This is a genomic window from Aquirufa sp. TARAVU-A1A (assembly GCF_054558675.1).
This window is the reverse complement of the sequence record NZ_JBPXKP010000003.1, coordinates 304,391-328,435: the sequence shown is the minus strand read 5'-3', so window position 1 is coordinate 328,435 and position 24,045 is coordinate 304,391. Positions and strand designations below refer to the sequence as shown.

The 24,045-nt window shown below is 39.2% G+C and carries 31 protein-coding genes; 14 read left to right on the top strand and 17 right to left on the bottom strand.

Annotation, left to right across the window (positions count from 1 at the left end):
* Positions 1–24: 24 nt before the first annotated feature.
* The 6 genes from V7S75_RS05925 to V7S75_RS05900 form a co-directional block, all read right to left on the bottom strand.
* Positions 25–561, bottom strand: coding sequence for a retropepsin-like aspartic protease family protein (locus tag V7S75_RS05925; protein ID WP_459512198.1), 537 nt, complete (start codon positions 559–561; stop codon positions 25–27).
* A complete protein-coding gene (locus tag V7S75_RS05920) occupies positions 558–2,180 on the bottom strand; it encodes a hypothetical protein (RefSeq protein WP_459512197.1) in 1,623 nt (540 codons plus the stop codon). Before V7S75_RS05920 ends, V7S75_RS05925 begins: the two co-directional genes overlap by 4 nt.
* A 3-nt stretch (positions 2,181–2,183) precedes the next feature.
* The gene (locus tag V7S75_RS05915; RefSeq protein WP_459512195.1) at positions 2,184–3,110 is read right to left on the bottom strand and encodes a P-loop NTPase family protein; all 927 of its coding nucleotides are present in this window, start codon (positions 3,108–3,110) and stop codon (positions 2,184–2,186) included.
* A gap of 4 nt (positions 3,111–3,114) precedes the next feature.
* The gene (locus V7S75_RS05910; RefSeq protein ID WP_459512193.1) at positions 3,115–4,161 is read right to left on the bottom strand and encodes a hypothetical protein; all 1,047 of its coding nucleotides are present in this window, start codon (positions 4,159–4,161) and stop codon (positions 3,115–3,117) included.
* A gap of 424 nt (positions 4,162–4,585) precedes the next feature.
* Entirely contained in the window at positions 4,586–4,924 is a 339-nt protein-coding gene (locus V7S75_RS05905) for a hypothetical protein (protein ID WP_459512192.1), read from the bottom strand.
* A gap of 171 nt (positions 4,925–5,095) precedes the next feature.
* Entirely contained in the window at positions 5,096–5,710 is a 615-nt protein-coding gene (locus tag V7S75_RS05900) for a vWA domain-containing protein (RefSeq protein ID WP_459512190.1), read from the bottom strand.
* 130 nt (positions 5,711–5,840) lie between these two features.
* On the opposite strand from V7S75_RS05900, the gene V7S75_RS05895 reads away from it, so the two are divergent.
* Together V7S75_RS05895 and V7S75_RS05890 are read left to right on the top strand one after the other, a co-directional pair.
* Positions 5,841–6,413, top strand: coding sequence for a sigma-70 family RNA polymerase sigma factor (locus tag V7S75_RS05895; protein ID WP_459512188.1), 573 nt, complete (start codon positions 5,841–5,843; stop codon positions 6,411–6,413).
* Positions 6,410–6,931 carry a hypothetical protein gene (locus V7S75_RS05890; RefSeq protein WP_459512186.1) on the top strand — a complete coding sequence of 174 codons (522 nt, stop codon included), beginning with the start codon at positions 6,410–6,412 and terminating at the stop codon, positions 6,929–6,931. The genes V7S75_RS05895 and V7S75_RS05890 overlap by 4 nt, the downstream gene beginning before the upstream one ends.
* Here the strand turns inward: V7S75_RS05890 and V7S75_RS05885 are convergent, their stop codons facing one another.
* From V7S75_RS05885 to V7S75_RS05865, 5 genes are all read right to left on the bottom strand, one after another.
* On the bottom strand, positions 6,932–7,339 hold the full coding sequence (locus V7S75_RS05885; protein WP_459512184.1) for a hypothetical protein: 408 nt from the start codon (positions 7,337–7,339) through the stop codon (positions 6,932–6,934).
* 753 nt (positions 7,340–8,092) lie between these two features.
* A complete protein-coding gene (locus V7S75_RS05880) occupies positions 8,093–8,698 on the bottom strand; it encodes a hypothetical protein (RefSeq protein WP_459512183.1) in 606 nt (201 codons plus the stop codon).
* A complete protein-coding gene (locus V7S75_RS05875; RefSeq protein WP_459512181.1) occupies positions 8,695–8,997 on the bottom strand; it encodes a hypothetical protein in 303 nt (100 codons plus the stop codon). Before V7S75_RS05875 ends, V7S75_RS05880 begins: the two co-directional genes overlap by 4 nt.
* A 13-nt stretch (positions 8,998–9,010) precedes the next feature.
* On the bottom strand, positions 9,011–10,000 hold the full coding sequence (locus tag V7S75_RS05870; protein ID WP_459512180.1) for a hypothetical protein: 990 nt from the start codon (positions 9,998–10,000) through the stop codon (positions 9,011–9,013).
* Between the two features lie 2 nt (positions 10,001–10,002).
* A complete protein-coding gene (locus V7S75_RS05865; protein ID WP_459512178.1) occupies positions 10,003–11,022 on the bottom strand; it encodes a DUF6717 family protein in 1,020 nt (339 codons plus the stop codon).
* 334 nt (positions 11,023–11,356) lie between these two features.
* Between V7S75_RS05865 and V7S75_RS05860 the strand changes: the two genes are divergently transcribed.
* The 11 genes from V7S75_RS05860 (at position 11,357) to V7S75_RS05810 (ending at position 18,926) form a co-directional block, all read left to right on the top strand.
* The gene (locus V7S75_RS05860; RefSeq protein ID WP_459512176.1) at positions 11,357–12,040 is read left to right on the top strand and encodes a hypothetical protein; all 684 of its coding nucleotides are present in this window, start codon (positions 11,357–11,359) and stop codon (positions 12,038–12,040) included.
* 25 nt (positions 12,041–12,065) lie between these two features.
* Positions 12,066–12,797: a hypothetical protein gene (locus V7S75_RS05855; protein ID WP_459512174.1), complete on the top strand. Its 732-nt coding sequence runs from the start codon at positions 12,066–12,068 to the stop codon at positions 12,795–12,797.
* A gap of 52 nt (positions 12,798–12,849) precedes the next feature.
* Positions 12,850–14,892, top strand: coding sequence for a retroviral-like aspartic protease family protein (locus tag V7S75_RS05850; protein WP_459512172.1), 2,043 nt, complete (start codon positions 12,850–12,852; stop codon positions 14,890–14,892).
* On the top strand, positions 14,882–15,295 hold the full coding sequence (locus V7S75_RS05845) for a hypothetical protein (protein WP_459512170.1): 414 nt from the start codon (positions 14,882–14,884) through the stop codon (positions 15,293–15,295). The genes V7S75_RS05850 and V7S75_RS05845 overlap by 11 nt, the downstream gene beginning before the upstream one ends.
* Positions 15,296–15,382: 87 nt before the next feature.
* Entirely contained in the window at positions 15,383–15,835 is a 453-nt protein-coding gene (locus V7S75_RS05840) for a helix-turn-helix domain-containing protein (protein WP_459512169.1), read from the top strand.
* Complete coding sequence (locus tag V7S75_RS05835) at positions 15,826–16,413, top strand: mobile mystery protein B (RefSeq protein WP_459512167.1); 588 nt, start codon at positions 15,826–15,828, stop codon at positions 16,411–16,413. Before V7S75_RS05840 ends, V7S75_RS05835 begins: the two co-directional genes overlap by 10 nt.
* Position 16,414: 1 nt before the next feature.
* Positions 16,415–17,158 (top strand): glycoside hydrolase family 25 protein, encoded by a 744-nt coding sequence (locus tag V7S75_RS05830; RefSeq protein WP_459512165.1) that lies wholly within the window; start codon positions 16,415–16,417, stop codon positions 17,156–17,158.
* A 308-nt stretch (positions 17,159–17,466) separates the two neighbouring features.
* Positions 17,467–17,697: a hypothetical protein gene (locus V7S75_RS05825; RefSeq protein WP_377975604.1), complete on the top strand. Its 231-nt coding sequence runs from the start codon at positions 17,467–17,469 to the stop codon at positions 17,695–17,697.
* The gene (locus tag V7S75_RS05820) at positions 17,687–18,022 is read left to right on the top strand and encodes a type II toxin-antitoxin system PemK/MazF family toxin (RefSeq protein ID WP_459512164.1); all 336 of its coding nucleotides are present in this window, start codon (positions 17,687–17,689) and stop codon (positions 18,020–18,022) included. Before V7S75_RS05825 ends, V7S75_RS05820 begins: the two co-directional genes overlap by 11 nt.
* 41 nt (positions 18,023–18,063) lie before the next feature.
* Positions 18,064–18,657, top strand: a complete 594-nt coding sequence (locus V7S75_RS05815) for a 3-keto-disaccharide hydrolase (RefSeq protein WP_459512162.1) — start codon at positions 18,064–18,066, stop codon at positions 18,655–18,657.
* Positions 18,654–18,926 (top strand): rhodanese-like domain-containing protein, encoded by a 273-nt coding sequence (locus tag V7S75_RS05810; protein ID WP_459512160.1) that lies wholly within the window; start codon positions 18,654–18,656, stop codon positions 18,924–18,926. Before V7S75_RS05815 ends, V7S75_RS05810 begins: the two co-directional genes overlap by 4 nt.
* Before the next feature lie 30 nt (positions 18,927–18,956).
* Here the strand turns inward: V7S75_RS05810 and lpdA are convergent, their stop codons facing one another.
* A complete protein-coding gene (gene lpdA / locus V7S75_RS05805; protein ID WP_459512158.1) occupies positions 18,957–20,351 on the bottom strand; it encodes a dihydrolipoyl dehydrogenase in 1,395 nt (464 codons plus the stop codon).
* An 81-nt stretch (positions 20,352–20,432) separates the two neighbouring features.
* Here lpdA and prfB point away from each other — a divergent pair.
* Positions 20,433–21,507 (top strand): peptide chain release factor 2 gene (gene prfB, locus V7S75_RS05800; protein WP_459512156.1). Its coding sequence is split into 2 segments (ribosomal slippage): positions 20,433–20,483 and positions 20,485–21,507, totalling 1,074 coding nucleotides; the frame shifts between segments, so codons are not numbered across the junction.
* Positions 21,508–21,632: 125 nt separating this feature from the next.
* On the opposite strand, the gene V7S75_RS05795 is transcribed toward prfB, so the two are convergent.
* The 5 genes from V7S75_RS05795 to nth form a co-directional block, all read right to left on the bottom strand.
* A complete protein-coding gene (locus V7S75_RS05795; RefSeq protein ID WP_459512154.1) occupies positions 21,633–21,962 on the bottom strand; it encodes a hypothetical protein in 330 nt (109 codons plus the stop codon).
* Positions 21,943–22,290, bottom strand: coding sequence for a phage holin family protein (locus V7S75_RS05790; protein ID WP_377975592.1), 348 nt, complete (start codon positions 22,288–22,290; stop codon positions 21,943–21,945). Before V7S75_RS05790 ends, V7S75_RS05795 begins: the two co-directional genes overlap by 20 nt.
* Complete coding sequence (locus V7S75_RS05785; RefSeq protein ID WP_459512151.1) at positions 22,291–22,674, bottom strand: TraR/DksA family transcriptional regulator; 384 nt, start codon at positions 22,672–22,674, stop codon at positions 22,291–22,293.
* 154 nt (positions 22,675–22,828) lie between these two features.
* Complete coding sequence (pnuC, locus tag V7S75_RS05780) at positions 22,829–23,377, bottom strand: nicotinamide riboside transporter PnuC (protein WP_459512149.1); 549 nt, start codon at positions 23,375–23,377, stop codon at positions 22,829–22,831.
* On the bottom strand, positions 23,374–24,021 hold the full coding sequence (gene nth / locus V7S75_RS05775) for an endonuclease III (RefSeq protein ID WP_459512147.1): 648 nt from the start codon (positions 24,019–24,021) through the stop codon (positions 23,374–23,376). Before nth ends, pnuC begins: the two co-directional genes overlap by 4 nt.
* Between the last annotated feature and the right edge of the window lie 24 nt (positions 24,022–24,045).

The following is a 24,045-nucleotide window of genomic DNA, read 5'->3' as shown; positions in this document are numbered from 1 at the left end:
ACACACTTTCCTAGATGGTGCCTGTTATTTGAATTTAATTTCTTTGTTGAAGTTGTCAATTTCAATGCTGCCAAATCTTTCTAAAACTGTTTGGCCAAGTAGTAATGGCGCATTTACATTGTCAATTACAGTTGCTTTAACGTCGTTAAGCACCATATTTCCTATTTTTATTTCTTTTAAGTTTACGATAGTACCTTCTGATATTTTTCCTGTTGCATCCTGAAAATATTCAACATTTATAACATCATCCTTTTGAAGTGTTCCTTGTCTAAATAATACCGTTGCCTCTGCTGTTGAAATGCAAATATTACTAGCGCCAGTATCAAAAATAAAGCGTAATCGAATACCATTTATTTCAACCCAAACATATCTTACTCCATTCTCTATTTCCATCTTCAAAATGTTGCCATTATCTGATGGTAATGAGTTTGAATTGTTGCTTTTTAATTCACCATCTTTGAAATTCGATTTTAAACCTTGATTTCGCTTATATCTACTTTCCTCCGGATGTGTACAACTAAAAATGAAACACAATAAGACTAAGTAATTTATGGTTTTCATTCAGATTTTTTGAAATAGGGTATATGTCTTAAGGTATCTTTTTTTGTGAACTTTTTAATTCCATTGCTTACTTCAAAGCAATTTTTATTTAGTTCGTATAAATTCTCCTTGTAAAGGTTCTTTTGTTCAGAATAGTGAGAATTAATGTCCTTTTTATGGTTTTCGAATATTATATCAACAACTTCATCAATACTTGAATTACTTTTCAGCTTTTTAGAGATTATTTTTATTTCTTTATCATTTAATTCGTTATTTGGTAGTGGGTTTAGCAAATGCTGGTTTGTAGATTCTGCACCGTCTTCCTGTGAAGCTGAATCATGTACCTCTGCATCATTATTCTCTGAAGAGTCATAATATTCATTTTGAGGCACTTTGTCATCTGATTTATTTGATGCGTTTTCGCTAAAAATCAAAAAGTAACTTAAAGTACAAAGCAATGCAATTCCTAATATTATTGATATGATTTTATAAGGATTGCTTTTATCTGCTGTTTCTTTGTTTTTTGTAAAATCAATTGGTTTGGGATTAATTGGCGCACTGTAACGGTCATTATGCGTTTCAGTGTTTTCTAATCCTTTTACTTTCCCTAAATATGATGAGGAGTTTTTACTTTTTAAGATTTCAATATCTTCTCTAAGCTTTACTCTATTTGATTGATATGTTTTTAATGCAACATCTATAGATAAATTTTTCTGCTTGACCTGATTTAATATTTGGTTAGATTTGTTGATAAAATTATCATATACATCGTCGATTTTGGCAAAATTTTCTTTTGACTCTCTAACTTTTTTTTGGTTCTCAGCAACAACTCTATCATTTTGCTCAGAAAGTTGATTGAAATTTTCTTTCTCTTGTTTTCTTTCTTCTTTTATATTTTGAATTCTACTTTCTAAATCTGATAGCTGCTGTTCTCTTTTACGGTTTTTCTCTAGGGCTAAAATTTCTAATTGATTATCAAATTCTTTCTTATCTCCAACGTTTTGAATCCATTTAAACAACCCCCTTTGATTTACATATCTAATAACATCCTCATTATTGGTGAAATAAATAGTGTCATAGTCGTTTAATAAATCGATTGATTTATTAAAATAAATTTCCAATTCACTTGGTGCCGTGTCACAATAAACTACAAGGTTGTTATTAGATGTACTGAAATCTATATCCGGTAAATCAATCTTAGGATTAATGACTTTGTCGAAATGAGTTTTACTTAGATAAAGATTAAATTGGTCAGAGTGGTTCACCTTTAAAATACCATTATCAAGGTTCTCTTCAATTAAATTTTCATGAACCCCATTAAGGGCCTCAATTATATCATGTTCTTTTGCAATCTTATTTTCTAATATTAAGCTTGAACCTATAAATGTGCCGTCCCTTTTTGAGGTTTGTTCCTGTGCATATGAATAGATAGAGTAAGCTATTAAATTCGAATTTTCAACTTTTTCTTTTCTTATTGAATAAATTACAGATTCCGGGAATACCTTGATGGCATTCGTTAAGTCAAATACTTTTATTTTTCTTGCTACTTCAGGTTTGCTATATTTTACTGGACTTTGTCTAAAATCATTTGGATGACCAAATGTAGCAAATGTGTAAACATATAGATTGGTGATACTCATAGTTTAAAAATTAAATTTTATTCTTTCCCAAAATGTACCTTCGTAATCTAATGGATATCCAGTTATACCTTCATAAAGCCATTTTGAGATTATTTCGGCAGAATCTAAGTTTAAGTTTGTTATTTTTTCGGTATTTCCCTTTTCTTCAATCTTTCCTATTGTAAAATAAGTTTTACTAAATTCATATGCATTGATTCTATTATTAGTCATAGGAAGCCTCTCGCTGATAAATGATTCTAATTCATCTTCTGAAGCCACCCCTGATTTTCCTGATAAATCCCATTTAGAAATCACTAAAATTATATTCACATATTGTGGGTCAATATTTTTCTCCACCAATCTATTTAGGAATTGATTAATCAATGAATCTTCTTTGTGTGCAGAATCGTAACTCGTAACGATGATTATATTTAACGGGATCTTGGCATTCAAATAATTATCAATACTGGTATGATATTGATTGCCTTTATTTATATCCTGATGATTGGCACCAGCAGTTTCTAAAAAAGTTAAATTAATTGGAGGAACTTTTTTTGATCTATTGTTTGGTTCAAATTTTAAATCAATACGAGTAACTTGGTCTCTTGTAGTTCTATTTGGTAGAATACCTTTACTCATATTTTCAAAAAAATCAGCTAATAAAACTTGAGCTTCTTTTGAATTTGGCGTGCCAACTTTAGGACTTAATACACCTGCTTGTGAGCTTAAATAATAGAGAATTGATGACAGAATAACTGATTTTCCAGAAGCAGAAACTCCAAAAAAGAACACAAAATGGCTGTCTTTATTCTGTATTTGATTATTTGCTCCTTTTGTAATGGGTACAAAATCATCTTTGCTTTGAATGTCTTGACCTCTATTTAATTCAAGAGGTTTTATAGCATCATCACTATCTAATGACAATGGTTTTAAATTTTCTTTATTGCTCATTTGATTAGTTATTAGGAATTAATACTGTTCCTCTTCTTTTACTTGGAAACCCGTTGTTGCTGTTGTTATTTCCTCCATTTCTAGGGTCGGAAGGCATTAATAGGATAATTATCAATATTCCAAAATCAAGTAAGATGCAAGCTGCAAGAACAAAGAATTGGAACATGCCAAAGTTTTTAATTGCATGGTTGAAAGCGTATCCGATTTTACCAACTTCTTGAGTTTTAGATTGACTTGGAGTAAATTGGAATTTATCCTCTCCCAAAATTATATGTGCTCTGTTTCCTAATTTATTATACTCTGAAAGTGATTTGTCTATTTGACCTTGCGCCATTTCATCAATTTCATTTTGAGACATTAATAATAAACTTTGAATGTCTTTATTCCACTTTAATACTGCATTATTTAAGTCAGCTAAAAGGTTTTTTTCTTCTGGGGAGAGATTAAATACCATTTGGGTAATTTGTTCCCCCATTCTATCAGCTAAATCTTGGTAGCCAGATGCGGTTTGACTAACAGGTGTAAGTGGCGTTATTTTTTTGCCAATAAGTCTTTCAATTCTTGTGATAATTTGTTTTGCCTCTGTTCCAATACCTACATTTTTGGGGTCAGCAATTTGAATCTTTAGCAAGTTTATTTCGCTAACAATTGCCTGTCTTGTCTTCATGTCAGCAACAGAGTAGTTTAATTTAGCCGTAACATCTGTTTCAAGCTTATTGAATTTTTCATTTATTTCTCTAAGCTCAGTTGTATAGATGTCGGTTCGCATAAATCTTGTATACATGGCATTGAAGTTTGCTATAAAGCAAAATGCCGCGAAAAAGAAATAAATAACTCCTAATCCTGTTGAGGACTCTCCTCTTAGTTTGACTATTCGAATTTGCCAAAGCAAAAAAAGCAAAATGAGTGAAAGAACGAAAGCAATAATTACGGAACTTCCTCCGAATATTTGGTCTAATCCTAACCAAGTTTGATAAAAACTGACACTTATCAACGAAACCGCTAGAAATGCCAAAAACATGTCAGTTATTGTAAAATTCTGTTTTCTCATAGTATGTATTTTTGTTTTGCTTCAACAAAATTAGAAGATTGAAATAATATCATCATAGTTAATAAATATTATTTTGTATAACTATGTTTGGTTTGGATAGAAGATTTTATTTTTAATTCTTTTGAGAGTCTACTTATAAATTTATTTGTTGCGCTTTAATAAAGGACATTGAAAACTTTGTATTCCCACAGATTTCAATAATTAAATGATCCTCAATTTCATGATTACACCAAATAAAAAATTACCAAAATTCCGTATGTTAGTTGTCAATGTCTAAATGGGCGTTATAGATGTTTAATTTAAACACAATACGTGTAATAGAAATAAATATAATTATTCCTGCAATTAAGGCAATTATTTAAATATTGCTTTTTGTGTATTTCCATCTTTTTACATTCTGGTTATTAATTAGTTTGAATTAAAATCACCAAGGCTGCTTAGGAACATAAGTCTTATTCCCATTGCCATTAATGTAATATTGTCCTCCTCTTGGTCCTGTATAGATAGTTTGGCCTTGTCCATAATTAGATGCGCCTGATGAATAATCTTGTGGCACAGTTCCTAGGCTACCCGTATATGGATTTGTATTTCCATAGGTCGAATAGTTGTCTATGTTTGTATTGTTTGGAAGAGTCCGATTATAGCCCTCTACATATGTACCTGTACTTGGTTTGATGTAACCTGGAACATATTGGTTTCTTGTTTGAGAAAATCCTGAAAAGCCGATTAGGCAAATTGCAATTGTAAGTAATGTTTTTTTCATTTTTTAGAATTTGAATCCAAGTTATTGGATATTGTGAATGGATAAAAAAATATTTATTTAACGGTAGTAAAATTTTATACTCTAGCGATTTCTTGAGCAAATATCATCACGCCAAGTGCCAAATATTAAAAGCTACAAGCTTGTAATGCTCAAACTTGTAGCTCCCAAATCCTAAAACCTCCTCAAATCCTCGCCCTTGCCCTTCCGCTCCAGGTAGTTAATCATTGAATTCGCCACCCGGTTAAAGACCGCGTCTTGCATGTCTTCTTTGGCGAAGGCGGCACTGTTTTCCCGACGGATGTTCATCTTTTCGGCCATGTCCACGGCGTCGAGCGTGGCACCTAGGAAGCTAAATGAGAATTTGCCGCTGGCCTCTTTGGTTTTGATTAAGGCTTGAATTTGGGCTAATGAAAAGAATTTGGAGACGTTCTCGTAGCCATCGGTTAGGATGACGATGATGGCCGTGTCGCCTTCGTTTTCGAGTAATTGGTCAACCCGACTAATGCTTAGACCAATGCCGTCCAATAAGGCCGTGCCACCGTTTGGTCTATAGTTGATTTGGTTTACGTTCGGGAGTTGGTCTGCCGGTAAATCAACATAGCGGATATCTACTTCATCACTAAATACGGTTAAGCCTACACGAATATCCTGGTCGGGGAATTCCTGTGCGATGGCCTTGATTTTTTTGTTTTGAGATTCAAGTCCGCTCAAGGTTGATTCCACACAATCACACATGGATCCGCTTTGGTCTAATACGAAATGGTAAATGGTTTTTTGCTTTTTCATGGTATAAGAATTTATGTTTTTGAATGTTTTATATTCATTAATACCCATATTGGAAAAACGTCACCCTGTTTTGTTGAAAAATTTTTATTTCTCAGAATTTAACTAAATTCAAGTCCACAAATCTTCCGTTTTGGCACAAACAACTGTTCCTTCGAATCAATACTACCTTGACCTGTTTAAGGCCAGGTATGAGCGCGCGATTGACCAGATTTATTTGGACCATAAACGTTATTTTATTCATTATTTGGAGCAGTATTATCCGATTTATTCGGATTTGGAATTGATTTATCAAGACGCGGTGATGGTGTTGGTTGAGCATTTGAGTAAACCTAGTTTTGAACTCCATTGTACGATTCAAACCTACCTGAATGCCATTGGGAAGAACCAATTGTTCAAAATGATTAACCGTGAACCCGAGGTCTCTAGCTTACCGGATGGATTTGATTGCCAGGATTGGTTGGAGGACGTGGAACTCGAGGGCATCAGCCCACGAGAAATCGCTATTTTTACAGAGGTTTTTAATAAGATGGCAGCGGCGCGTTCCAAATGCTACCAATTGTTTCAATTGTTTTATTATCAATCGCGTTCCATGCGCGAAATTGCGGATGAATTGGGTTATAGTTCGGAGGCGAATGCACGCCAACAAAAATACAAATGCCTCACGCGCTTGCGGGCACATATCGATAAACTTTTGGACAGATGATGCGACCCATAGATGAATTAATGGCCTATTATGCTGCCCGCCAAATAAAAACGCGCGGAGTTCGCAAACCGCGTTTATCGCCGGAGGCACAGGAATTGAGGGTGGAATTTGAAGTCCTCATGGATTCGCTCATGTCGCTGAGTCGTCTGGTTGAGCACTTCGCTGATCGCTTTGCTGTGGCCGATATTACGAAATTGTATGAGTTATTTCCGAAGGCGGATTTCCAGGTGATGAAGAATAATGATCTGATGAAATCGCCAATCAATGACCTGCTATTTGAGGAGCAAGTTGCTCACTTTACGCGCATGCAGGAGCGGGAGCGTATGCGGAAGCGGTTTAAGGAGCTGGAGGAAAAAGAACATGTATTTGCCTCAGATGAAATGGATTCTAAGCATGAAAACATCCCTCATCTTGCACAAGGGGAAAAGACGGACTGGCCAGTCTTTCTTCAGGTTGTTTTTGGGATGTTGTTATTTTTCTTGTTAATGATGATATTGAAGTTTTTGTTGGGAATATAATTACTTACTCATGTGACCTGCGCGTACATGCAGAAGCATAACCCCTAAAAACAGGATAATTAAACCTTGGAAGAGAAATCCAATCCATTCCAGATACAAGAAAAGTAAGGCATCGATGAAAAAGGCAAGTCCTAATAATAGCTCCCAGAAAATTTTTATCCCATTATAATTATTCGGTATTACAAACAGGGGAGACGGGAAATTTCCTTTTCTTGTTGTGATGAAAAGGAGGGTGTTTATGATTATTAAGACGACACTCAAAAAAGCGAAAACAAAAAAAGTATCTTCAAAAATTGGAATGGCTATACTGTCAGCCTTAGGGGGGTAATCCCCTCTTAAAAGATGGGTGGTGTAATATTTGACGCTATCATTGTAAGTACGAACGGTCTCAAGCGCAATCATTAACATCCATGCAAGGTTTACAAACAAATAAATTTGACCCTTTTTAAATGAGTTTATCCGATACTTTGATAGGTTTTGATTCGTGATAGGTGTATTAGCTTGAAATTTTAATGTAATAAGTCTATTTTTCTGAATGATGAAAATAGCTAAAGAAACAATGAAAATGAGTGGGTATAATATGACGAAAAAGACGAAGTTTACTTCATAATATGATAGGCCTAATAGATTGGCCAAATTAATGACGAAATCCGTGCAATAAGCGTATAGTGCCTTAAATAAATGTATTATTGATCCCATTGAAATTAATTTTTGATTCTATTTATTTCGTCTTGAATTGCTAGCGACCTAAACCAAAAATAAAAAAAGGTAAATGGGATGAATAGTACCAAAATAAAAATATTCGCCAAAGCATAATTCCCCATCATTTGGAGCGCTGATATCATCCCGAAATAAAAAATGTCAGTTACCTTGAAATAAGGCTTTAGCAGTTTAACATGTTCTTTTTTACAATAGGAAGTATTATTATGACATGCCCAGGTACATTTAGTAGGGATGTATTTAGCGGAGTTTATCGTTTTGATGCCATGAATTGAATAGTGCGATTTGGAAATATTTTTTCGTACAAATTCATTGACAAGAACTATAGTCAGAAAAGGGAAAGCGAGAATTGTTAGATTTCGCAATAAAGGATTCATTTTAGTTTTACTATTATTTGAACCAAAGAAAAAATAATTCAATTTTAGCAATTTGGGGATTAAATTAATTTATATTTTTCCCATTCATTACTTGCTCTCTAAGTTTGTTGATATCAATAGGCTTGTCATAAAATTGTATCGATTTAAACAAGCCATTTAAAATGTTATTTGCTTGCTTGACATCTCCATCCATTGAGGAAAACGAAAAACTAAAAAGTTTTTCGCCATGAACGAAATCGAGGTAGCAGGTTTTTAGCACAGGTTGCTTTATTTTAGAATCTTTAGGAAGCGCAAAATTCCAATACTGTAATTTTAAATTATCTTGACTGGATATGTACCTTTCTACTTTGATTTTTTGTTTGAAAATTTCATCTTCTTGGTAGTCATGCTCCCAATTATAATAATTAGTTAACGCCATTTCTTGAGTACCTCCAAACTTGCTTTTAGGATATGTAATCAATTGAAAATAATCATTATTGTATTTTACGAGTGGAAAATTTGCTAAGTCTATATCGCCAGATAAATTAAGCGTGTAACTATTATTTTCATCATTAAAGTAAAGTAGGAAACCCGTTTTAGTTTTTATAGCACCCTTTTTATCCAAATTTTGAGCGTCCACTAAAGTGCAATTGAATCCAAAGAGTATTAAAATAAATAGAAGCTTTTTCATAGCATTTTATAATAGAAATAGAAGAAGAGTACACCTGCTGTGAATCGAATGAAGAATATAACTAAGGAAGCTAAAAATCCTTTTAGCTCAAAGTTCTTTGCGATTTTTCCTTTTTTAATCTGATTCCAGATATACCAACTTGTTAATCCATAATTAACGGCAACTGACACGCCAGCCATGGATTTTTGTTCTGTTATTATTTCGAAGAGAAAATGAAATACACTGAAAAAGATGATTCCTTTTCTTGCTGCTTTCCATTGAGCTTCCTTAGTTTGAATTTTGTTATTGTTTTCTTCCATGATATATATGAGTTTATAATCCTATCCTCTTCCTCTCCCCCCTTTTCCCTTGAATGTAATAATGTTTGGCAAGTTCCTTCCCCAAAGCCTTTTCAAAATGCCCTTTGATCTTGGCCATTTTCTCTGAGGTGGAATTATTTAACGCATTACACATGTCATCAATCGATTGCCGCATTTCCTCTAGGGAACCCAAGGACGAGATGCTCGCATAGATTTCCTGCAATTCAGATTTGTATTCCACCAAACTCGTCAGGTGTACGCCCTCTGGGTAGCGCATGTACAATAAATACAAAGTCTTTTCCAAAGGGGTCATGCGAATTTCCAAATTCCCATAGGCGGGTATCACCAGGTTGTTTTCGCTCGTCACGACCAAAGGACTGGGTTCAATGTGCTGCCGCATGTTTTGGGCAAACAGCATTTTTATCCGCAAGGATTCCAACAGTTCAAATACATGATTCGTTTCTGGCGGATTAAGTTTTTTGACGAGTCGTTCCATGCATTTTGGACAGATGTCGGCGGTGCGCATTTTCAGAATGACCTCGCGTTTATTTTGGCAGAAATCATTCACGCAACCGACGGGTTCTTGATGGAGAATATGCACCAAATCGCCCTCTTTTTGAACCATGTAATGCTGAACCATTAAGGCCAAAATATGATAGGCCACGGGTAATTCCGTTGGGCAATGAATAAATCGTTCCCAATCCCCCGCATGGATAAACCCATTCCTCGGATGCGCTGGGTCCAAATACCCAAAGAAGCGATTTTCGTTCGGTTTCTCGGTCAAGATGAATACGAAACTATCGGCTTCGATGCCATTTTTCATGCGCGCCGTTTGGCATAGGTCAAAAAGATCCTTCCACGGAAGAACCCGCTTGTCGGGCAAGGGGAGGGGATCCCCTTGGCCAACAAACGTATTCATGCCCGAGATGGCCTGCAACAATTGCAGGACGGATTCAAAGGTTTCCGGTTGGACGTCTTCTCCGCGAAATAGGGTTGCTTTCATGGCTATTTTTTGTCGTATAATTCATCCAAGGACGCGCCTCGGCGTTTTTTGTCTAAGTAATGATCCATGGAATCTGAGAGTTTATTCCAAACATCTTTTTGCATATTCGCCTTGTCAAAAGCCATCGCGTTTTGGCGCTTGATATGCATTTGCTCAGCCATGTCCACGGCATCTAAGGTCGCGCCAAGGTAGGAAAATGTCCACCGACCGCTCGCTTCTTTTTGCGTAATCAACGCACGGATCTGTTGCAAGGTAAAAATTCGGGACGCATTTTCATACCCGTCGGTTAAAATGATAATGACAGCGGAATCCTGCGGGGAGTTCATTTGCTGCTCCACACTTTGGCTGGTTGTTCCGATGGCATCCAATAAGGCCGTATTTCCATTCGGGCGATAATTATGGATGACTTGAGCGGCCATTTGGTTGACGGTCAAATTTTCGAAAATGTTGCGTACCTGACTATTGAAAAACGTCAAGCCCACACGAATTTCTTGTTCGGGAAATTTCTCCTGAAGCTCGATAATCTTATTGCGTTGTTCGAAAAGCCCATTAACTGTTTGGCTGATGCAATCATTCATGGATCCACTCTCATCCGCAATGATGTGATAGAAGGTTTTTGGCTTATGCTCAGACACCACATGGATGTAGATATTGTCTGGATAATCCCCGCCAAAAACATATTCTGTCACCGGACACAACCATAAAATGTGGCCATTGCGGTCGGCCTTATAATACGCGCCATACTCCACGGGAGCATGTCCCACGGCATCCAATAATTCCTGATCTTTTCCGATGCCAATTTTCTTCAGGGCAAAGCTCTGCTCCGCATACGGTGCGGTCTCAATGTGTACGGTCACTTCCGTTCCGTGGTTGGACAATTGATCCAAAAAGATATCCGCTCCAGCGACCATCATCAAGTTGGCCTTCGTCCCTAACCCCGCCTCCAAATACGCTGGGAGGTCGATGTACCAGGTTCCTGTTTCCTTGTAAAAGCGGTGGGTCATGGCTTGTTTGTTTTGCATGTCGTTTTTTGTTTAGGTGAAAACTTGACACAAATTTGGGGGGTAAATCGCTGTTCGACCGGAAATTACAAGCTTGTAGTGGGGGGTGATTTTGTAGAGACGCGATACTTCGCGTCTAGTCCCTAGGCTAAAGCCTAGGGTTATAATTATATGTTGACACAACATGTAGAGACGCGATACCTCGCGTCTAGTCCCTAGGCTGAAGCTTTAGGTGATAAGTCAAAATTTTGTCACAGAATCTTTGACCGTTTAATCGTTTTTCTTGGCGATTTATTCTGCTATTTAATACCTTGAATATTCAATCGAAATCTATTTCAATCTTAACTAAATACTTGTGTTCAAGACCTCTTATTTATCTTTTTGTTTGCTATTGAGTGTGGGATTAAACCTCATAGCTAAACCTATTCAATTAAAATCATATAAAGTTGGGGGTGTACATTTGACAGGATATTTTCCGGTCGACCAACAAGTTTATTGGGTACGCAAGCGACCTATTTGTCATTCGGGACAATCGCTTATTGTTCCGGCGGCTTTTACACATCCGAACCAATCGATAGCAGGTGCAGCCATAGAGTGGGGGCAAACGGTCAATGCGCAGATTAGTGGGCAATTGAATGGATTTTGTGTCATTTCGTATTTAAGGCCCAGCATTGTCCATTCAAATCAAATGAATCCCACTAAAATGAAGCAAATGGCAAAAGTAGGGAATAGTTTATTCCAACAAGACCTCTTGGTTGAGAATGGGCATGCTTTGCCAATCGCCCACGCAGCTGCCTTGAATTTATGGCGGGCGCTTGTCATTTTCCCAGATCGATTCGAAGTCGTAGAAAATGACGTCAACATGCGAAGAGATGAATTTCAGGCAGCTTTACTGAAAATTGGAGCCCAACAAGCTATTTATTTGGACATGGGTACTTGGAGCGAGGGGGCGTATTTTAGCCCGGAGAATCGTGTGGTTAAGATAGGTAAGATGCGTCAAAATACGCGCCGACAAACGAATTGGTTAGTCTTTCATTGATATGGAGATATTGGATTTTGATCGCATGGAAAACCCGCTAGATGTGCAGCCGGGTTTGGATGAATTACCGGATTTTGTTCCGGATGAGGCATATCTGGAGCTAAAGTCAGCTTGTGCCGAGGCGTATATCGCGCTGCATTTACAACGGACACATCGTTATTCTATGTCGGATTTGAAGGAGGTGATTGACCGATACGCGGATTTGGCACATCAGGCAGATAGGCTTTTGCGGCTTTATGCGGCGAATGATGCCTTTGTATATCGCTACATGGATTTATGTGAGCGTTATGCGGAATTGGAGCAATTCATGAAAGTCTCGGATCAATTTACTACTACTATTTTCGAAGGCTGTGAGATCCGGTCTATTCAGGAAGTAGTCCAACTAAAAGATGCGCATTCGGCGATGTACGAGCGGGTCTATTTTGTTAAAGAATTTGAAGATTTTCGATTTCACTTTCAGATGTGTCGGGAAGCCGCCTTGTTTCTTACCCTCGATACGAAAAATGTCCAAACGGCACTCCGTGATTTTAATTATATGAGTGAGCTAGGGTGGATAAATTATTACGATGAACTTTTTATACGTATCAATGAGATGCTAGGTTTGGAATATTTTCCATTCAATACTGATTACAGGCCCTATTTTTATGTCCAATGTTTTCGAATCGCGAAAGTGGAGGTAACCGTCATGCTTCAGTTTTTGGAGAAGATGGGGGAGTTGCGGCACCAACAATGGAAAAGGCAATTGACCGTTAAATAAATTGTGGATAAGTCTTTCTGGACATTTTTTACCTTGCTTGAAATTTATGAATATGAAAAAAATCTTGATTTTAGTATTGTTGGCCTGCAGCTTTTCGGGCATGTCTCAGAGTTATTTCCTTCAAATGGGAATAAATAATTACGAGGAAGAAAAATACGATGAGGCGATCACCTTCTTCAATAAAGAATTACAAAAACGTCCGAAAGAGGGTCAGGCATATTATTATTTGGCCAAGATTCAGATGAAGAAAGATGCTTTTGCGGAAGGATTACGTCAGGTCAATTTGGCCATTGCCAATCTTGCCGACTCGGATACCGTGATGGCACGAGCATGGATTGCTAAGGGCGATATTTATCAGCGATTGTCTGATACAGCGAAATTTGAGGCAGCTTATGCCAAAGCCATACAGCTTTTTCCTGCTTTACCGGAAGTATACATGGAGCGCGCCTCCAGTTACGCTTCTTGGGATTTAATGGCAAAAGCCAAAACCGATTTGTTTAAAGTCATCAACTTAGATGCTTCTCACTTAGGAGCTCGAACCGTATTGTGTAACATCTACCTGCAAGAAAAAAAATATGAAGCGATTGTCAAGGAAGCTAGTAAAATGATCGCTTTGGATCCCTCTTATGTGCAATCCTATGATTACCGATCGCAGGCTTATTTCTATTTAAAAAGATACGATTTAGCTATTCAGGATGCATATACAGCGATTACTTTAGATGACCGTAGTTCTCGATACCGTTATAATTATTTAGTTTATGGGAAGAAAAATTTTAGCCTAGCTATCGCTAAGATTTCAAGCTTAATCAATGAATTTCCGCAAAAAGACTTGTTGTATCTGATTAGGGCACAACTACATCAGGAGAAAAAGGACTTTGATAAAGCCCAGAAAGATTATGACCGAATTTTCGAAATTATCACGCAAAACCTTCATTCCTACTATTTCGTGAAGCGAGGTGAGATGTTTGGTGAAATGGGTTTGCACCAACAAGCCGTAACGGATTATACAGATGCCATCCGTTTAGATTCAGCCTATAGTGATGCGATTGCGCGTCGAGGGGATGCCTATCGTTTGTTGGGGAAATATGACATGTCGGTGGCAGATTTTGATCGAGCTATCGAATTAGAACCTGAGGAAGCGAGTTATTACATGCAGCGTGGTTGGGTAAAAGATGAGTTTCAGGGAAATCATGTAGATGGATTAGCAGATTATACATCGGCCATTGAGCTGGATAGCAGTTTGGCTTATGTTTATTTATATCGTGGAAGGGCTTACAAACAGTTTTTTAATGATAAAGTACGCGCGCAGGCGGATTTTCGAAAGATTATTATGCTAGATACTGTAGCCGGTTCGAGAAGTAATGTCCGACATTATGCCTATGCAGAATTAGGTCAGGATACGGAGGCGAAGGCTTGGATGACTAAAATACTTCAAGAATATCCGAGTGATGGTAATTATTACGACGCGGCTTGCCTCTATTCTTTGTTGAAGATGCCAAATGAGTCGATTTCTTACTTGGATACGGCTTTTCAAAAAGGCTATCGGGATTTTGTGCACTTGGCAAAAGATAATGATTTAGATCCTGTTCGGAATTTGCCATTGTTTAAAAATATAGTAGCTAAATGGCGAGCGAAATTTGAATCAAAGGTTGTCAATAAGCCTGTTATTAGACCTGAAGACACTAAAATCACAGGCACTTACATTATCCCGTTCAAGTCTTCAAATGGTGGGACATTTGAAGTATCGAGTAAAATAAATGGCTTACCATTGAATATGATTTTTGATACAGGGGCATCGGATATATCCATTTCAAGAACCGAAGTTGATTTTATGATGAAGAATGGTTATTTGAGTGATCGAGATTATGTTGGAACCCAGGTCTACAATATGGCCAATGGCGTCGATGAAGAATCTAGAACAATCATGCTCAAGCGTGTAGAAATAGGGGGTTTGGTCTTGAAAAATGTAATGGCATCAATTGTCGAGAATCGCACGGCAGGGATGTTGTTTGGTCAAAGTGCCATGGGACGTTATGGATCCATAACAATCGATAATAAAAAGAAACAATTGATTATTACTGGTAATGCAAAATAACTTTTTTTACCTCCCTAAACAGCACCGTTGGGCTTATTTGCTTGGGATCTTCATGTTCGTGTTTATAAGTGCATTTTTTATGTTTCCCTGGATGATAAAAGCGCAATTTGGGAATTCATTACCTGATTATGCCCAATATGATTATATGTATCAATCTCGCGACATATTCTGGGTGTTTGAAAATTTCGTGTTTTTACTGAATTGCTGGATTTTTTCTTGGACTCGTTGGCCCAAATTGAAATATCTTGTCGCGGCTTTCGTTTTTGTGATGGGTTGGTTAATAACGATTACCGATTTTCGATATCCGGGTTCAGAAGTTATATGGGGAACGGGGTTATTATGTGCCTTGTATTACGTGTTGGTGCTTGCCGCCCAGCAAATCGACAAGCGAATAGCTCAATAAATGATTTGATGGGATTCTAATCTTTTATTAATATTTTTAAACTTAAAGGTTTATATTTGTGTCTAAAATATTAACTCAAAGGTTAAAATGAAAAATCTATCCTATCACCAGCTCGACGATCAAATCCATGCCTTTGTCAATGGCCAACGGCAGGATCGTGTCCCCACAGGCTGGATTCATGCTACGAGAACCTCGATTGGGATGACATTGCAGCAATTGGCTTCCCGACTGAGTTTGTCGGTACCCGCTGTTAAAAAATTTGAACAACGTGAACAGGCTGAAGCGATTAGTTTGGCGAGTTTGCGAAAGGTCGCTGCGGCGATGGACATGGATTTGGTTTATTATTTGAAACCTAAGTCAGGTACGTTGGAGTCCATGATGGATGCCCGCATTGAGCAAAAGGCGCTTGAATTAATGCAGGTTTCTAATCAGGCGATGCTGCTTGAAAATCAAGTACTTGATAATCAAAACCGTGCCCGGGAATTGAAACGCTTAATTTCCGAAATTAGGCAACAGAAATTAAGTAGTTTATGGGAATAGGCTTAGATGCATCAGAATTTGGACAAACACCTATGGATCCAGACCAATTAACGGGTCTTAAGATTCCGATGTTGCATACGCATGCCCAGATTAATGCATACGAACAAGCGAATATCAATGAGGCTTTGCGCTGGCTAATGCGTAAGCGGACATTGCCTACTTTGTTGACGACTGAATTTATCTGCCTCTTGCATCGCCGCATGTTCGGACATGTTTGGAAATGGGCAGGGGCATTTCGTAAGGTTGAAACCAATATTGGTGTGCCTTGGTATACGATTCCTACGGAGTTAAACGTTTTGCTTGCAGACGTTCAATATTGGATTCTCCATCAAACTTTTTCTCCCGTGGAAATTGCCATTCGTTTTAAATTTCGCCTAGTGTCCATTCATTGTTTCCCTAATGGAAATGGTCGGCACGCAAGACTCATGGCCGATTTATTGATGCAATACCGCTTTGGGTTGCAGCGCTTTTCTTGGGGCGCCCATTCAAAAGGCGATGTGCGCAAGCTTTATTTATCAGCCATTCAGCAAGCCGCTAAAGGCAATTTTGTACCCTTGATTGAATTTGCCCAACATTAATATGACCAAAACTGTACTTTTCTTTTTCCTACTATTCATCGGCCTCTTGGGAGCGCTCGTATTCTATTTCCGACCAAATGTAAAACACCATGTCAAACCCGGTGATCCATGGGCACTTGCCAAAAGTTATGAGGTGCGTGGCTTAGATCTTTCCCACTGGAATGGTCGGGTTATCTATGATGGCCTCGACTCTTTGGATTTTGTCTTTTTAAAAGTCACAGAAGGAGACGATCGGATTGACGATACCTTTGAGCAGCATTATGAGGCCTTTCGTGAGCGGGATATTCCCGTAGGGGCTTACCACTTTTTTCGTTTCGATGTGGATGGGAAGGAGCAAGCTCAACATTTCCTACGTCAGTTGGACGGTAGGCGTTTGCAATTGCCCTTGGTGATCGATGTGGAGCAGCATGGTAATCGGGCCATTCCGCATGATAAAGTGAAAAAACGGCTACATGCGTTCATGAAGGAACTGAAAAAGCATACCAAACACCAACCTATTTTCTACACCAATGGGGATGGCTATCGGGATTTCATCGAAGAGGATTTTGGGAATCATACGTTGTGGTTGAGCTCCACGAATGCCTGGCGACCTACGATGATGGATTGTACCTTTTGGCAATTCAACATCGATGCGGATTTGATGGCCATTACACACCGGGCCGACCTGAATGTCTTTCGGGGGAGTCGGGAAGAGTGGGATGAATACCTGGCGGAGCATAAGCCTTATGTGATATCAATGAATTGATAAATTTGGATTGGCCTTGGAGTCCCTAGTTTTAATCAATACTTTCGGGCATAAAAAAAACCTCTAGCAAATCAGAGGTTTTTTTTATGAAAATCTTTTGATTGGTTACGTTACCCTTTAAGGGAAAGAGGCTTTACCAACCATTACGATGTAAAAGTACACAAGATTTCTGAAGCTGAATATCATTTTATAGATAAATATGGAATTTGAAGCATTTGATTTTCTTTTTATTATCAATCAATTGATAATCTGTTGATTAAGTTTTGAGAATATACCAAAAGTATATACTTTTGAGAAAAAATGAAAAGATGAAAACCTTATCGCTAAAATTAGATGACCATATTTTTGATGAGACGGAGGCAATAACTGCACAGTTGCATTTGGCGCGTAACCGTTACATCAATGAAGCCGTTAACATGTATAATTTGGTGCAAAAACGCAGATTGTTGAAAAAAGCGTTAGCTAAAGAATCCGTTTTAACTTCCGCCGATTCCATGGATATTTTGCGGGAATTTGACATGTTGATCGATGGAGATTAAGCAATTTGATATTTGGTTAGCCAACCTGAACCCTAGTAAAGGAACGGAGGCTGGCAAAACCAGGCCAGTCGTTATTGTTCAAACAGACTTGCTAAATACGATGCATTTGTCCACGTTGATTTGTCCTGTTACGACAAATGTCCAACCGAAATTAGAATATTTGAGGGTACATTTGACCAAGGGTCAATTAGATGAATTAAGTGATGTGCTCGTTGATCAAGTTCGTGCTATCGATAATACTCGACTTATTAAAAGATTGGGGCGTTTGACACAAAACCAGCAAGTGAAACTGAAAACTAATTTGAGAATTATGCTTGATTTATAAGCAGACATTTGAATCTTACATAAATAATTTAAACCTATCCCATGAAAAACCTCCTATTTCTCTTACTCTTCGCGAGCTTCACCTCAAACGCCCAATGGATCGACCTATTCAATGGCAAAGACCTCGACAACTGGAAAATCAGTGAAAATCCGAGTTCCTTTCGCATCGAAAACGGTGAGCTGATTGTCAACGGAAACCGCGGCCACCTCTTTTACAATGGCTACACCCCCAAGAATTTTGAAGTACACGCCCGCGTAAAAACCTATCCCGGCGCTAATTCAGGGCTCTATGTTTGTACTAAATTCCTAGAAAACGATTGGCCCAAACAAGGCTATGAGATTCAGGTGAATAATTCGCATACCGACTGGCGTCGTACCGCTTCAGTTTATGGCATCGTAGATACAAAAGAAACTTTTGTAAAAGATGAGGAATGGTTTGATCTGAACGTCATCGTACAAGGAAATCATATCACTACGAAAATCAATGGCAAAACTGTGATCGATTATACGGAACCGGCTGATCGTAGCAATGGCACCGACCCGCGTAAAATTCAAATGGGAACGATTGCTATTCAGGCCCACGATCCGAAAAGCAAAGTGGCCTATCAACAAATTCAAGTTCGTGAAATCAAATGATGACACAAGCCGATTTCAAACCGCTACTTAAACACGGGAAAGTATTTGTCCTCGATGTGCGCAATAAAAACGAATTTGAAGACGGCCACATTCCTTGGGCGAAACATATTCCGCTTAAAGAACTCGCAGCACGATTGCATGAACTCCCGACGGACAAACCCGTCATCACAGTCTGTGGAAAAGGGGGTGGTCGGTCCGCAGAGGCGGCAGCGATGATTCCGGGTGCCGACTGGCTTGAGGGTGGAACCGAAGCCTATTTTGGACAATAAAAAAAGAGGAGCTAAGCTCCTCTTTCCTTTTTATAAATCGACTGCCTCGCCGTATGCCGCTTCCGTCGCGCCCTTGAAGGCTTCCGAAATGGTTGGGTGTGGGTGAATCGATTTCATAATCTCATAAGCCGTGCTTTCTAATTTACGAACCACAACAGCTTCCGCGATAAGCTCCGTTACGTTGTAACCGATCATGTGCGCGCCTAATAATTCGCCATATTTGGCATCGTAGATTACTTTTACAAAACCATCACGCGCTCCAGCAGCTGTTGCTTTACCCGAAGCCACGAATGGGAATTTACCTACTTTGATATCATATCCAGCCTCACGTGCCTTCTTCTCTGTCATTCCCACAGAAGAAATTTCTGGTGAACAATACGTACATCCTGGAATGTTCGAATAATCTAAGGCCTCCGTCTTGTGACCTGCGATTTTCTCCACACAAATGATACCTTCTGCTGATGCTACGTGTGCCAAAGCTGGACCCGGCGTCACATCACCAATCGCGAAATATCCTGGAATATTTGTCTCATACCATGCGTTCACCGGAATACGTCCTTTGTCCACGATGATACCTACTTCTTCCAAACCAATGTTTTCCAAATTGCAAATCACACCCGCCGCAGAAAGGACGATGTCACATTGGATATCTTGATTGCCCGTAGGTGTTTTCACACTAACTTTGCAACCTTTTCCTTTGGTATCTACCGACTCCACACTCGATGAAGTCAAGATGTCAATACCCATTTTCTTGTATTGCTTCGCCAATTCTTTCGAAACATCTTCATCCTCTACGGGAACGATGTTTGGCATAAATTCAACAATCGTTACTTTCGTTCCCATGGCCGCGTATACGTACGCAAATTCCACGCCGATCGCACCTGAACCGATGATAACCATCGAATCTGGACGTTTAGCTAAGCTCATCGCCTTGCGGTATTCGATTACTTTTTCGCCATCGATTGGGATATTCGGTAACGCACGAGCACGAGCACCCGTCGCAATCATGATATTTTTTCCTTCGTAGATCGTCGCTTTTCCATCGGCATCCGTTACCTCCACCTTTTTACCCGGTTGGATTTTTCCGTAACCCATGATCACATCGATCTTGTTTTTCTTCATCAAAAACTGAACGCCTTTGCTCATGCTATCAGCAACCCCACGTGAACGTGCGATTACCGCTGAGAAATCAGCTTCTGCTCCTTTCACGGTAATTCCGTAGTCCGATGCATGCTTGATGTATTCAAATACATTCGCAGATTTTAACAAGGCTTTGGTTGGGATACATCCCCAGTTTAGGCAGATACCTCCCAAAGATTCTTTCTCCACGACTGCACATTTTAAACCTAATTGAGAAGCTCGGATAGCTGCTACATAACCCCCTGGGCCTGAGCCTACCACGATCAAATCGTATTGTTGCGCCATTTTATTGCTTGATTTAAATGAATGAGGCCGCAATTTAGCACAAAATCGGGTATATTTGTACTTTATTTAGCAGAAATCCACATGACAAGAGACAGGTTCAATGACCTGAAAGCCAGAATAGAGGCTTTAAGGAGGTATCTTTGACTACGATCATAAGAAATATTTAATCTCCGAACTGGAGACCGTCACACTCGATCCCGAGTTTTGGAACAATCCCGAAAAGGCCGAAAGTACCATGCGCGAAATGCGTGGACTTAAATTTTGGACGGATGGTTTCGACCAATTATCCAGTGCACAAGACGATTTAGAGACGATTTGGGAGTTTTACGAGATGGGTGAAGCCACGGAACCCGAAGTGGATGCCGAAGGTGCCAAACTCGAATCTCTGCTCGAATCTCTCGAATTCCGCAAAATGATGTCGGAAGAAGGCGACAACATGAGCGCCGTTCTCGAAATTAACGCCGGCGCGGGTGGTACAGAATCCCAAGATTGGGCCTCCATGTTGCTTCGCATGTATCACATGTGGGCAGAGAAAAATGGCTTCAAAGTTCGTTTGGTTGATGAAAACGCAGGTGACGTGGCCGGAATTAAATCCGTAACGATCGAAGTCGACGGCGAATTTGCCTATGGTAATTTGAAGTCGGAGAACGGCGTCCATCGTTTAGTCCGTATTTCACCGTTTGACTCAAACGCCCGTAGGCATACATCTTTTGCCTCCGTCTATGTATGCCCGTTGGCCGATGATTCCATCGAAATTGACATCAATCCTGCCGATATCGATTGGGATACTTTCCGTTCCGGTGGGGCTGGTGGACAGAATGTCAACAAGGTTGAAACGGCGGTGAGATTAACGCACAAGCCTTCAGGGATTATTATCGCCTGTCAGCAGGAGCGTTCGCAATTGCAAAATAAGGAAGTGGCTCTACGTCTCTTGAAATCGAAATTATACCAAATCGAAATCGACAAGCGCAATGCTGCACGTGCGGAAGTAGAAGCGGGTAAAAAGAAAATTGAATGGGGTTCGCAGATTCGGTCTTATGTACTAGACGATCGTCGCGTAAAAGATCACCGGACAAATTACCAAACCTCAAATACGGATGCGGTGTTGGATGGCGAAATCAATGAGTTTATTAAGGCTTACTTGATGGAGAATTAAATTCCTGAATACCCCCAATAACCTTTGGCAATCCGCTCAAGTCTACTTTCGGCAAACCACTAAACCTTACCTTTGGCAAACCTGTTTTGAGGATTGCCAAAGGTAGTGGAGGAAAAATGTATTTGTTATTTCTTAACTGATTCTTCCTCGAGCTTTCTCAAATAATCAACTAGTTGGTCTTTTGCCAACGACAACGCAATCCCTACCGCATAGGATGTAATGGCGTTACCTAAAAAAGAAGACTCTTTTTTCTCTGATTTTTTCTCAGATTTATCACTTCCTGAAAACAGTGAGTATAATAAATAAGCCCCAGCCACGACAGCTCCTGCGACTAAAATTTGGGTGCCTTTTTCTTTGGCAACCTGCTTAATGTCGGCAATTTGTTCACCAATTTTATTTTCGAAATTAGCTGCCTCAGCCTCTAATTTCGCTTTCTTATTCGTTATCTGACTCATCTGCTGTAATTTCTTCTTCCGCTAAATCTTCGTTTTCCTGTGGCTTGCGAAAGCTAGCCACCATAATTGCGCCCACAATAAAACAGGCTCCAGAAACAATTAAATGTCCCCAGAATTGGCTGCCTAAATAGGCATTGATCATGTTGGCAATGCCATGTAGCAGGAATAATACTCCAATACCTAAAGCAAAAGCCAAGATGATGAATTTGAATATGCGTTCCAATAAGGCTTCCAAACGCTCTTGAATGTCGAGTTTGACCAATTCAAATTGCGTTTTCAAGTAGTTTTTCAATAAATCTACCAAACCATTATTGTCGAAAAATCCCATCTAGCGTTGTTTTAATTTGGCCTCAATCGAATGCTGTGTATGTGGAACCAAACGCAAACGCTCTTTGGAAATCAATTTGCCCGTGTCGATGCAAACTCCATACGTTCCGTTTTTGATTCGCATCAATGCATTCTCGAGGTTTTTGGCAAATTTTTGTTGGCGTACCGCCAGTTGATTCATGCTTTCCTTCTCTTGCGTATCTGCCCCGTCTTCCATGACCTTTGAGTTACCTGATGTGTCGTCCGTTCCTGGGTCATTTTTTTTGCTTAATGCTTCACGTAAATACTTTAACTCTGCATTGGTTTCAGCTAATTTACCTTGAATGATTGCTTCGAACTCTTTTAATTCTTCAGCTGAATAACGATTCTTCTCTTCCGTCGCCATATATTAAAAATACTTTTAATTTTAATCGAACACGAAAATTATAATTATTTGAATTTCAGCACCTTACTGATCTCTTCGCGTTCTATCTTACAAAGATAAATTTATTGAACAATTTTGTGTGCTGATTCGAATAAAATCTCTGACAATTTTTTAATCAATTGATTTTGAGTTTGTTGTGCCAGGAAATCCAACCGTAAATCGCCATGAAAACAAACACGAGATACAAGGCTGCAGTCCCCCACAAACCGTTAACTAAATACATGCCGACGTAGGCAAGGTCGACACAAATCCATAAAATCCAATTTTCGATTTTTCTTTGGGCTGCCCAATAGGTCCCCAACATACTTAAACCTGTCAATGTTGCGTCCCAATAAGGCGATTTGACTTGTGTGGAATATCGATCGTGTAAATAACCTGCTATCATTCCATAACATCCTGCTAAAGCTAATCCGATGATGGTCTGGCCCCAACTGTTTTTCGATGGCTTCCATGCCTCATCCACTTGCTTCCATTGATATAAGCCATACAGGGCCATCAAAATAAATATGCCCTGTAATTCCATGTCGGAATATAATCCCGCCGCATAAAATACATACATATAAATGCCCGATGCCAACATGTTCCAAAGCCAAGCCGAAGCTTTTCGTTGGCTTGAAAAATAGACGCCTAATATCGATGTTATAATTCCTGCTGCTTCAATCATTTTTCCTGATTTTTAGCAAAATAGGCACAGAAATGTGTAATCGAACATTCCTTGCACTTGGGGGTTCGTGCCAAACAAATGTAGCGACCGTGCAATATCAACCAATGGTGCGCGCGCGGAATAATGTCATTAGGCAGATGGCGAATTAAGGCTTTTTCAACCAATAAGGGCGTCCGAGCAGTTTGCGGAACCAAGCCTAATCTTCGGGAAACACGAAACACATGCGTGTCTACCGCCATGGCAGGTTGATTGTATATGACGGATGCGATAACATTCGCCGTTTTCCGACCCACGCCGGGTAAGGTCTGTAAATCTTCTAGGGTTTCAGGTACTTCGCCGGCGAATCGATCAACGAGTCTTTGGCCCAAACCTAAGAGATGCTTTGCTTTGTTATTGGGATAAGAAACGGAACGGATGTAACTGAAAATTTCCTCAACGTTGGATTCAGCTAATGCTTGCGGATCAGGAAAACGCTTGAATAGGGCAGGGGTAACCTGATTGATACGCTTGTCGGTGCATTGCGCAGATAACACGACAGCCACCAACAATTCATAGGGATTGCTGTAATGCAATTCCGTTTCGGCCTCAGGAAATGAGGATTCGAAATGGGAAATAAAAGCTTGAAATCGTTCCTTCTTTAGCATCGCGTTGAATTTGATGCAAAATAA

Excerpts from the sequence above, each read along its gene's own strand:
- V7S75_RS05910 (WP_459512193.1), bottom strand. The coding sequence starts at position 4,161 with ATGAGAAAACAGAATTTTACAATAACTGACATGTTTTTGGCATTTCTA.
- V7S75_RS05925 (WP_459512198.1), bottom strand. The coding sequence starts at position 561 with ATGAAAACCATAAATTACTTAGTCTTATTGTGTTTCATTTTTAGTTGT.
- V7S75_RS05900 (WP_459512190.1), bottom strand. The coding sequence starts at position 5,710 with ATGAAAAAGCAAAAAACCATTTACCATTTCGTATTAGACCAAAGCGGA.
- V7S75_RS05825 (WP_377975604.1), top strand. The coding sequence starts at position 17,467 with ATGAAAACCTTATCGCTAAAATTAGATGACCATATTTTTGATGAGACG.
- V7S75_RS05905 (WP_459512192.1), bottom strand. The coding sequence starts at position 4,924 with ATGAAAAAAACATTACTTACAATTGCAATTTGCCTAATCGGCTTTTCA.
- V7S75_RS05785 (WP_459512151.1), bottom strand. The coding sequence starts at position 22,674 with ATGGCGACGGAAGAGAAGAATCGTTATTCAGCTGAAGAATTAAAAGAG.
- V7S75_RS05880 (WP_459512183.1), bottom strand. The coding sequence starts at position 8,698 with ATGAAAAAGCTTCTATTTATTTTAATACTCTTTGGATTCAATTGCACT.
- V7S75_RS05820 (WP_459512164.1), top strand. The coding sequence starts at position 17,687 with ATGGAGATTAAGCAATTTGATATTTGGTTAGCCAACCTGAACCCTAGT.
- V7S75_RS05830 (WP_459512165.1), top strand. The coding sequence starts at position 16,415 with ATGACCAAAACTGTACTTTTCTTTTTCCTACTATTCATCGGCCTCTTG.
- V7S75_RS05795 (WP_459512154.1), bottom strand. The coding sequence starts at position 21,962 with ATGAGTCAGATAACGAATAAGAAAGCGAAATTAGAGGCTGAGGCAGCT.
- nth (WP_459512147.1), bottom strand. The coding sequence starts at position 24,021 with ATGCTAAAGAAGGAACGATTTCAAGCTTTTATTTCCCATTTCGAATCC.
- V7S75_RS05865 (WP_459512178.1), bottom strand. The coding sequence starts at position 11,022 with ATGCAAAACAAACAAGCCATGACCCACCGCTTTTACAAGGAAACAGGA.
- V7S75_RS05855 (WP_459512174.1), top strand. The coding sequence starts at position 12,066 with ATGGAAAACCCGCTAGATGTGCAGCCGGGTTTGGATGAATTACCGGAT.
- V7S75_RS05810 (WP_459512160.1), top strand. The coding sequence starts at position 18,654 with ATGATGACACAAGCCGATTTCAAACCGCTACTTAAACACGGGAAAGTA.
- lpdA (WP_459512158.1), bottom strand. The coding sequence starts at position 20,351 with ATGGCGCAACAATACGATTTGATCGTGGTAGGCTCAGGCCCAGGGGGT.
- V7S75_RS05885 (WP_459512184.1), bottom strand. The coding sequence starts at position 7,339 with ATGTTAATGATTGCGCTTGAGACCGTTCGTACTTACAATGATAGCGTC.
- V7S75_RS05835 (WP_459512167.1), top strand. The coding sequence starts at position 15,826 with ATGGGAATAGGCTTAGATGCATCAGAATTTGGACAAACACCTATGGAT.
- V7S75_RS05870 (WP_459512180.1), bottom strand. The coding sequence starts at position 10,000 with ATGAAAGCAACCCTATTTCGCGGAGAAGACGTCCAACCGGAAACCTTT.
- V7S75_RS05875 (WP_459512181.1), bottom strand. The coding sequence starts at position 8,997 with ATGGAAGAAAACAATAACAAAATTCAAACTAAGGAAGCTCAATGGAAA.
- V7S75_RS05850 (WP_459512172.1), top strand. The coding sequence starts at position 12,850 with ATGAAAAAAATCTTGATTTTAGTATTGTTGGCCTGCAGCTTTTCGGGC.
- V7S75_RS05920 (WP_459512197.1), bottom strand. The coding sequence starts at position 2,180 with ATGAGTATCACCAATCTATATGTTTACACATTTGCTACATTTGGTCAT.
- V7S75_RS05790 (WP_377975592.1), bottom strand. The coding sequence starts at position 22,290 with ATGGGATTTTTCGACAATAATGGTTTGGTAGATTTATTGAAAAACTAC.
- V7S75_RS05840 (WP_459512169.1), top strand. The coding sequence starts at position 15,383 with ATGAAAAATCTATCCTATCACCAGCTCGACGATCAAATCCATGCCTTT.
- V7S75_RS05915 (WP_459512195.1), bottom strand. The coding sequence starts at position 3,110 with ATGAGCAATAAAGAAAATTTAAAACCATTGTCATTAGATAGTGATGAT.
- V7S75_RS05845 (WP_459512170.1), top strand. The coding sequence starts at position 14,882 with ATGCAAAATAACTTTTTTTACCTCCCTAAACAGCACCGTTGGGCTTAT.
- V7S75_RS05815 (WP_459512162.1), top strand. The coding sequence starts at position 18,064 with ATGAAAAACCTCCTATTTCTCTTACTCTTCGCGAGCTTCACCTCAAAC.
- V7S75_RS05890 (WP_459512186.1), top strand. The coding sequence starts at position 6,410 with ATGATGCGACCCATAGATGAATTAATGGCCTATTATGCTGCCCGCCAA.
- pnuC (WP_459512149.1), bottom strand. The coding sequence starts at position 23,377 with ATGATTGAAGCAGCAGGAATTATAACATCGATATTAGGCGTCTATTTT.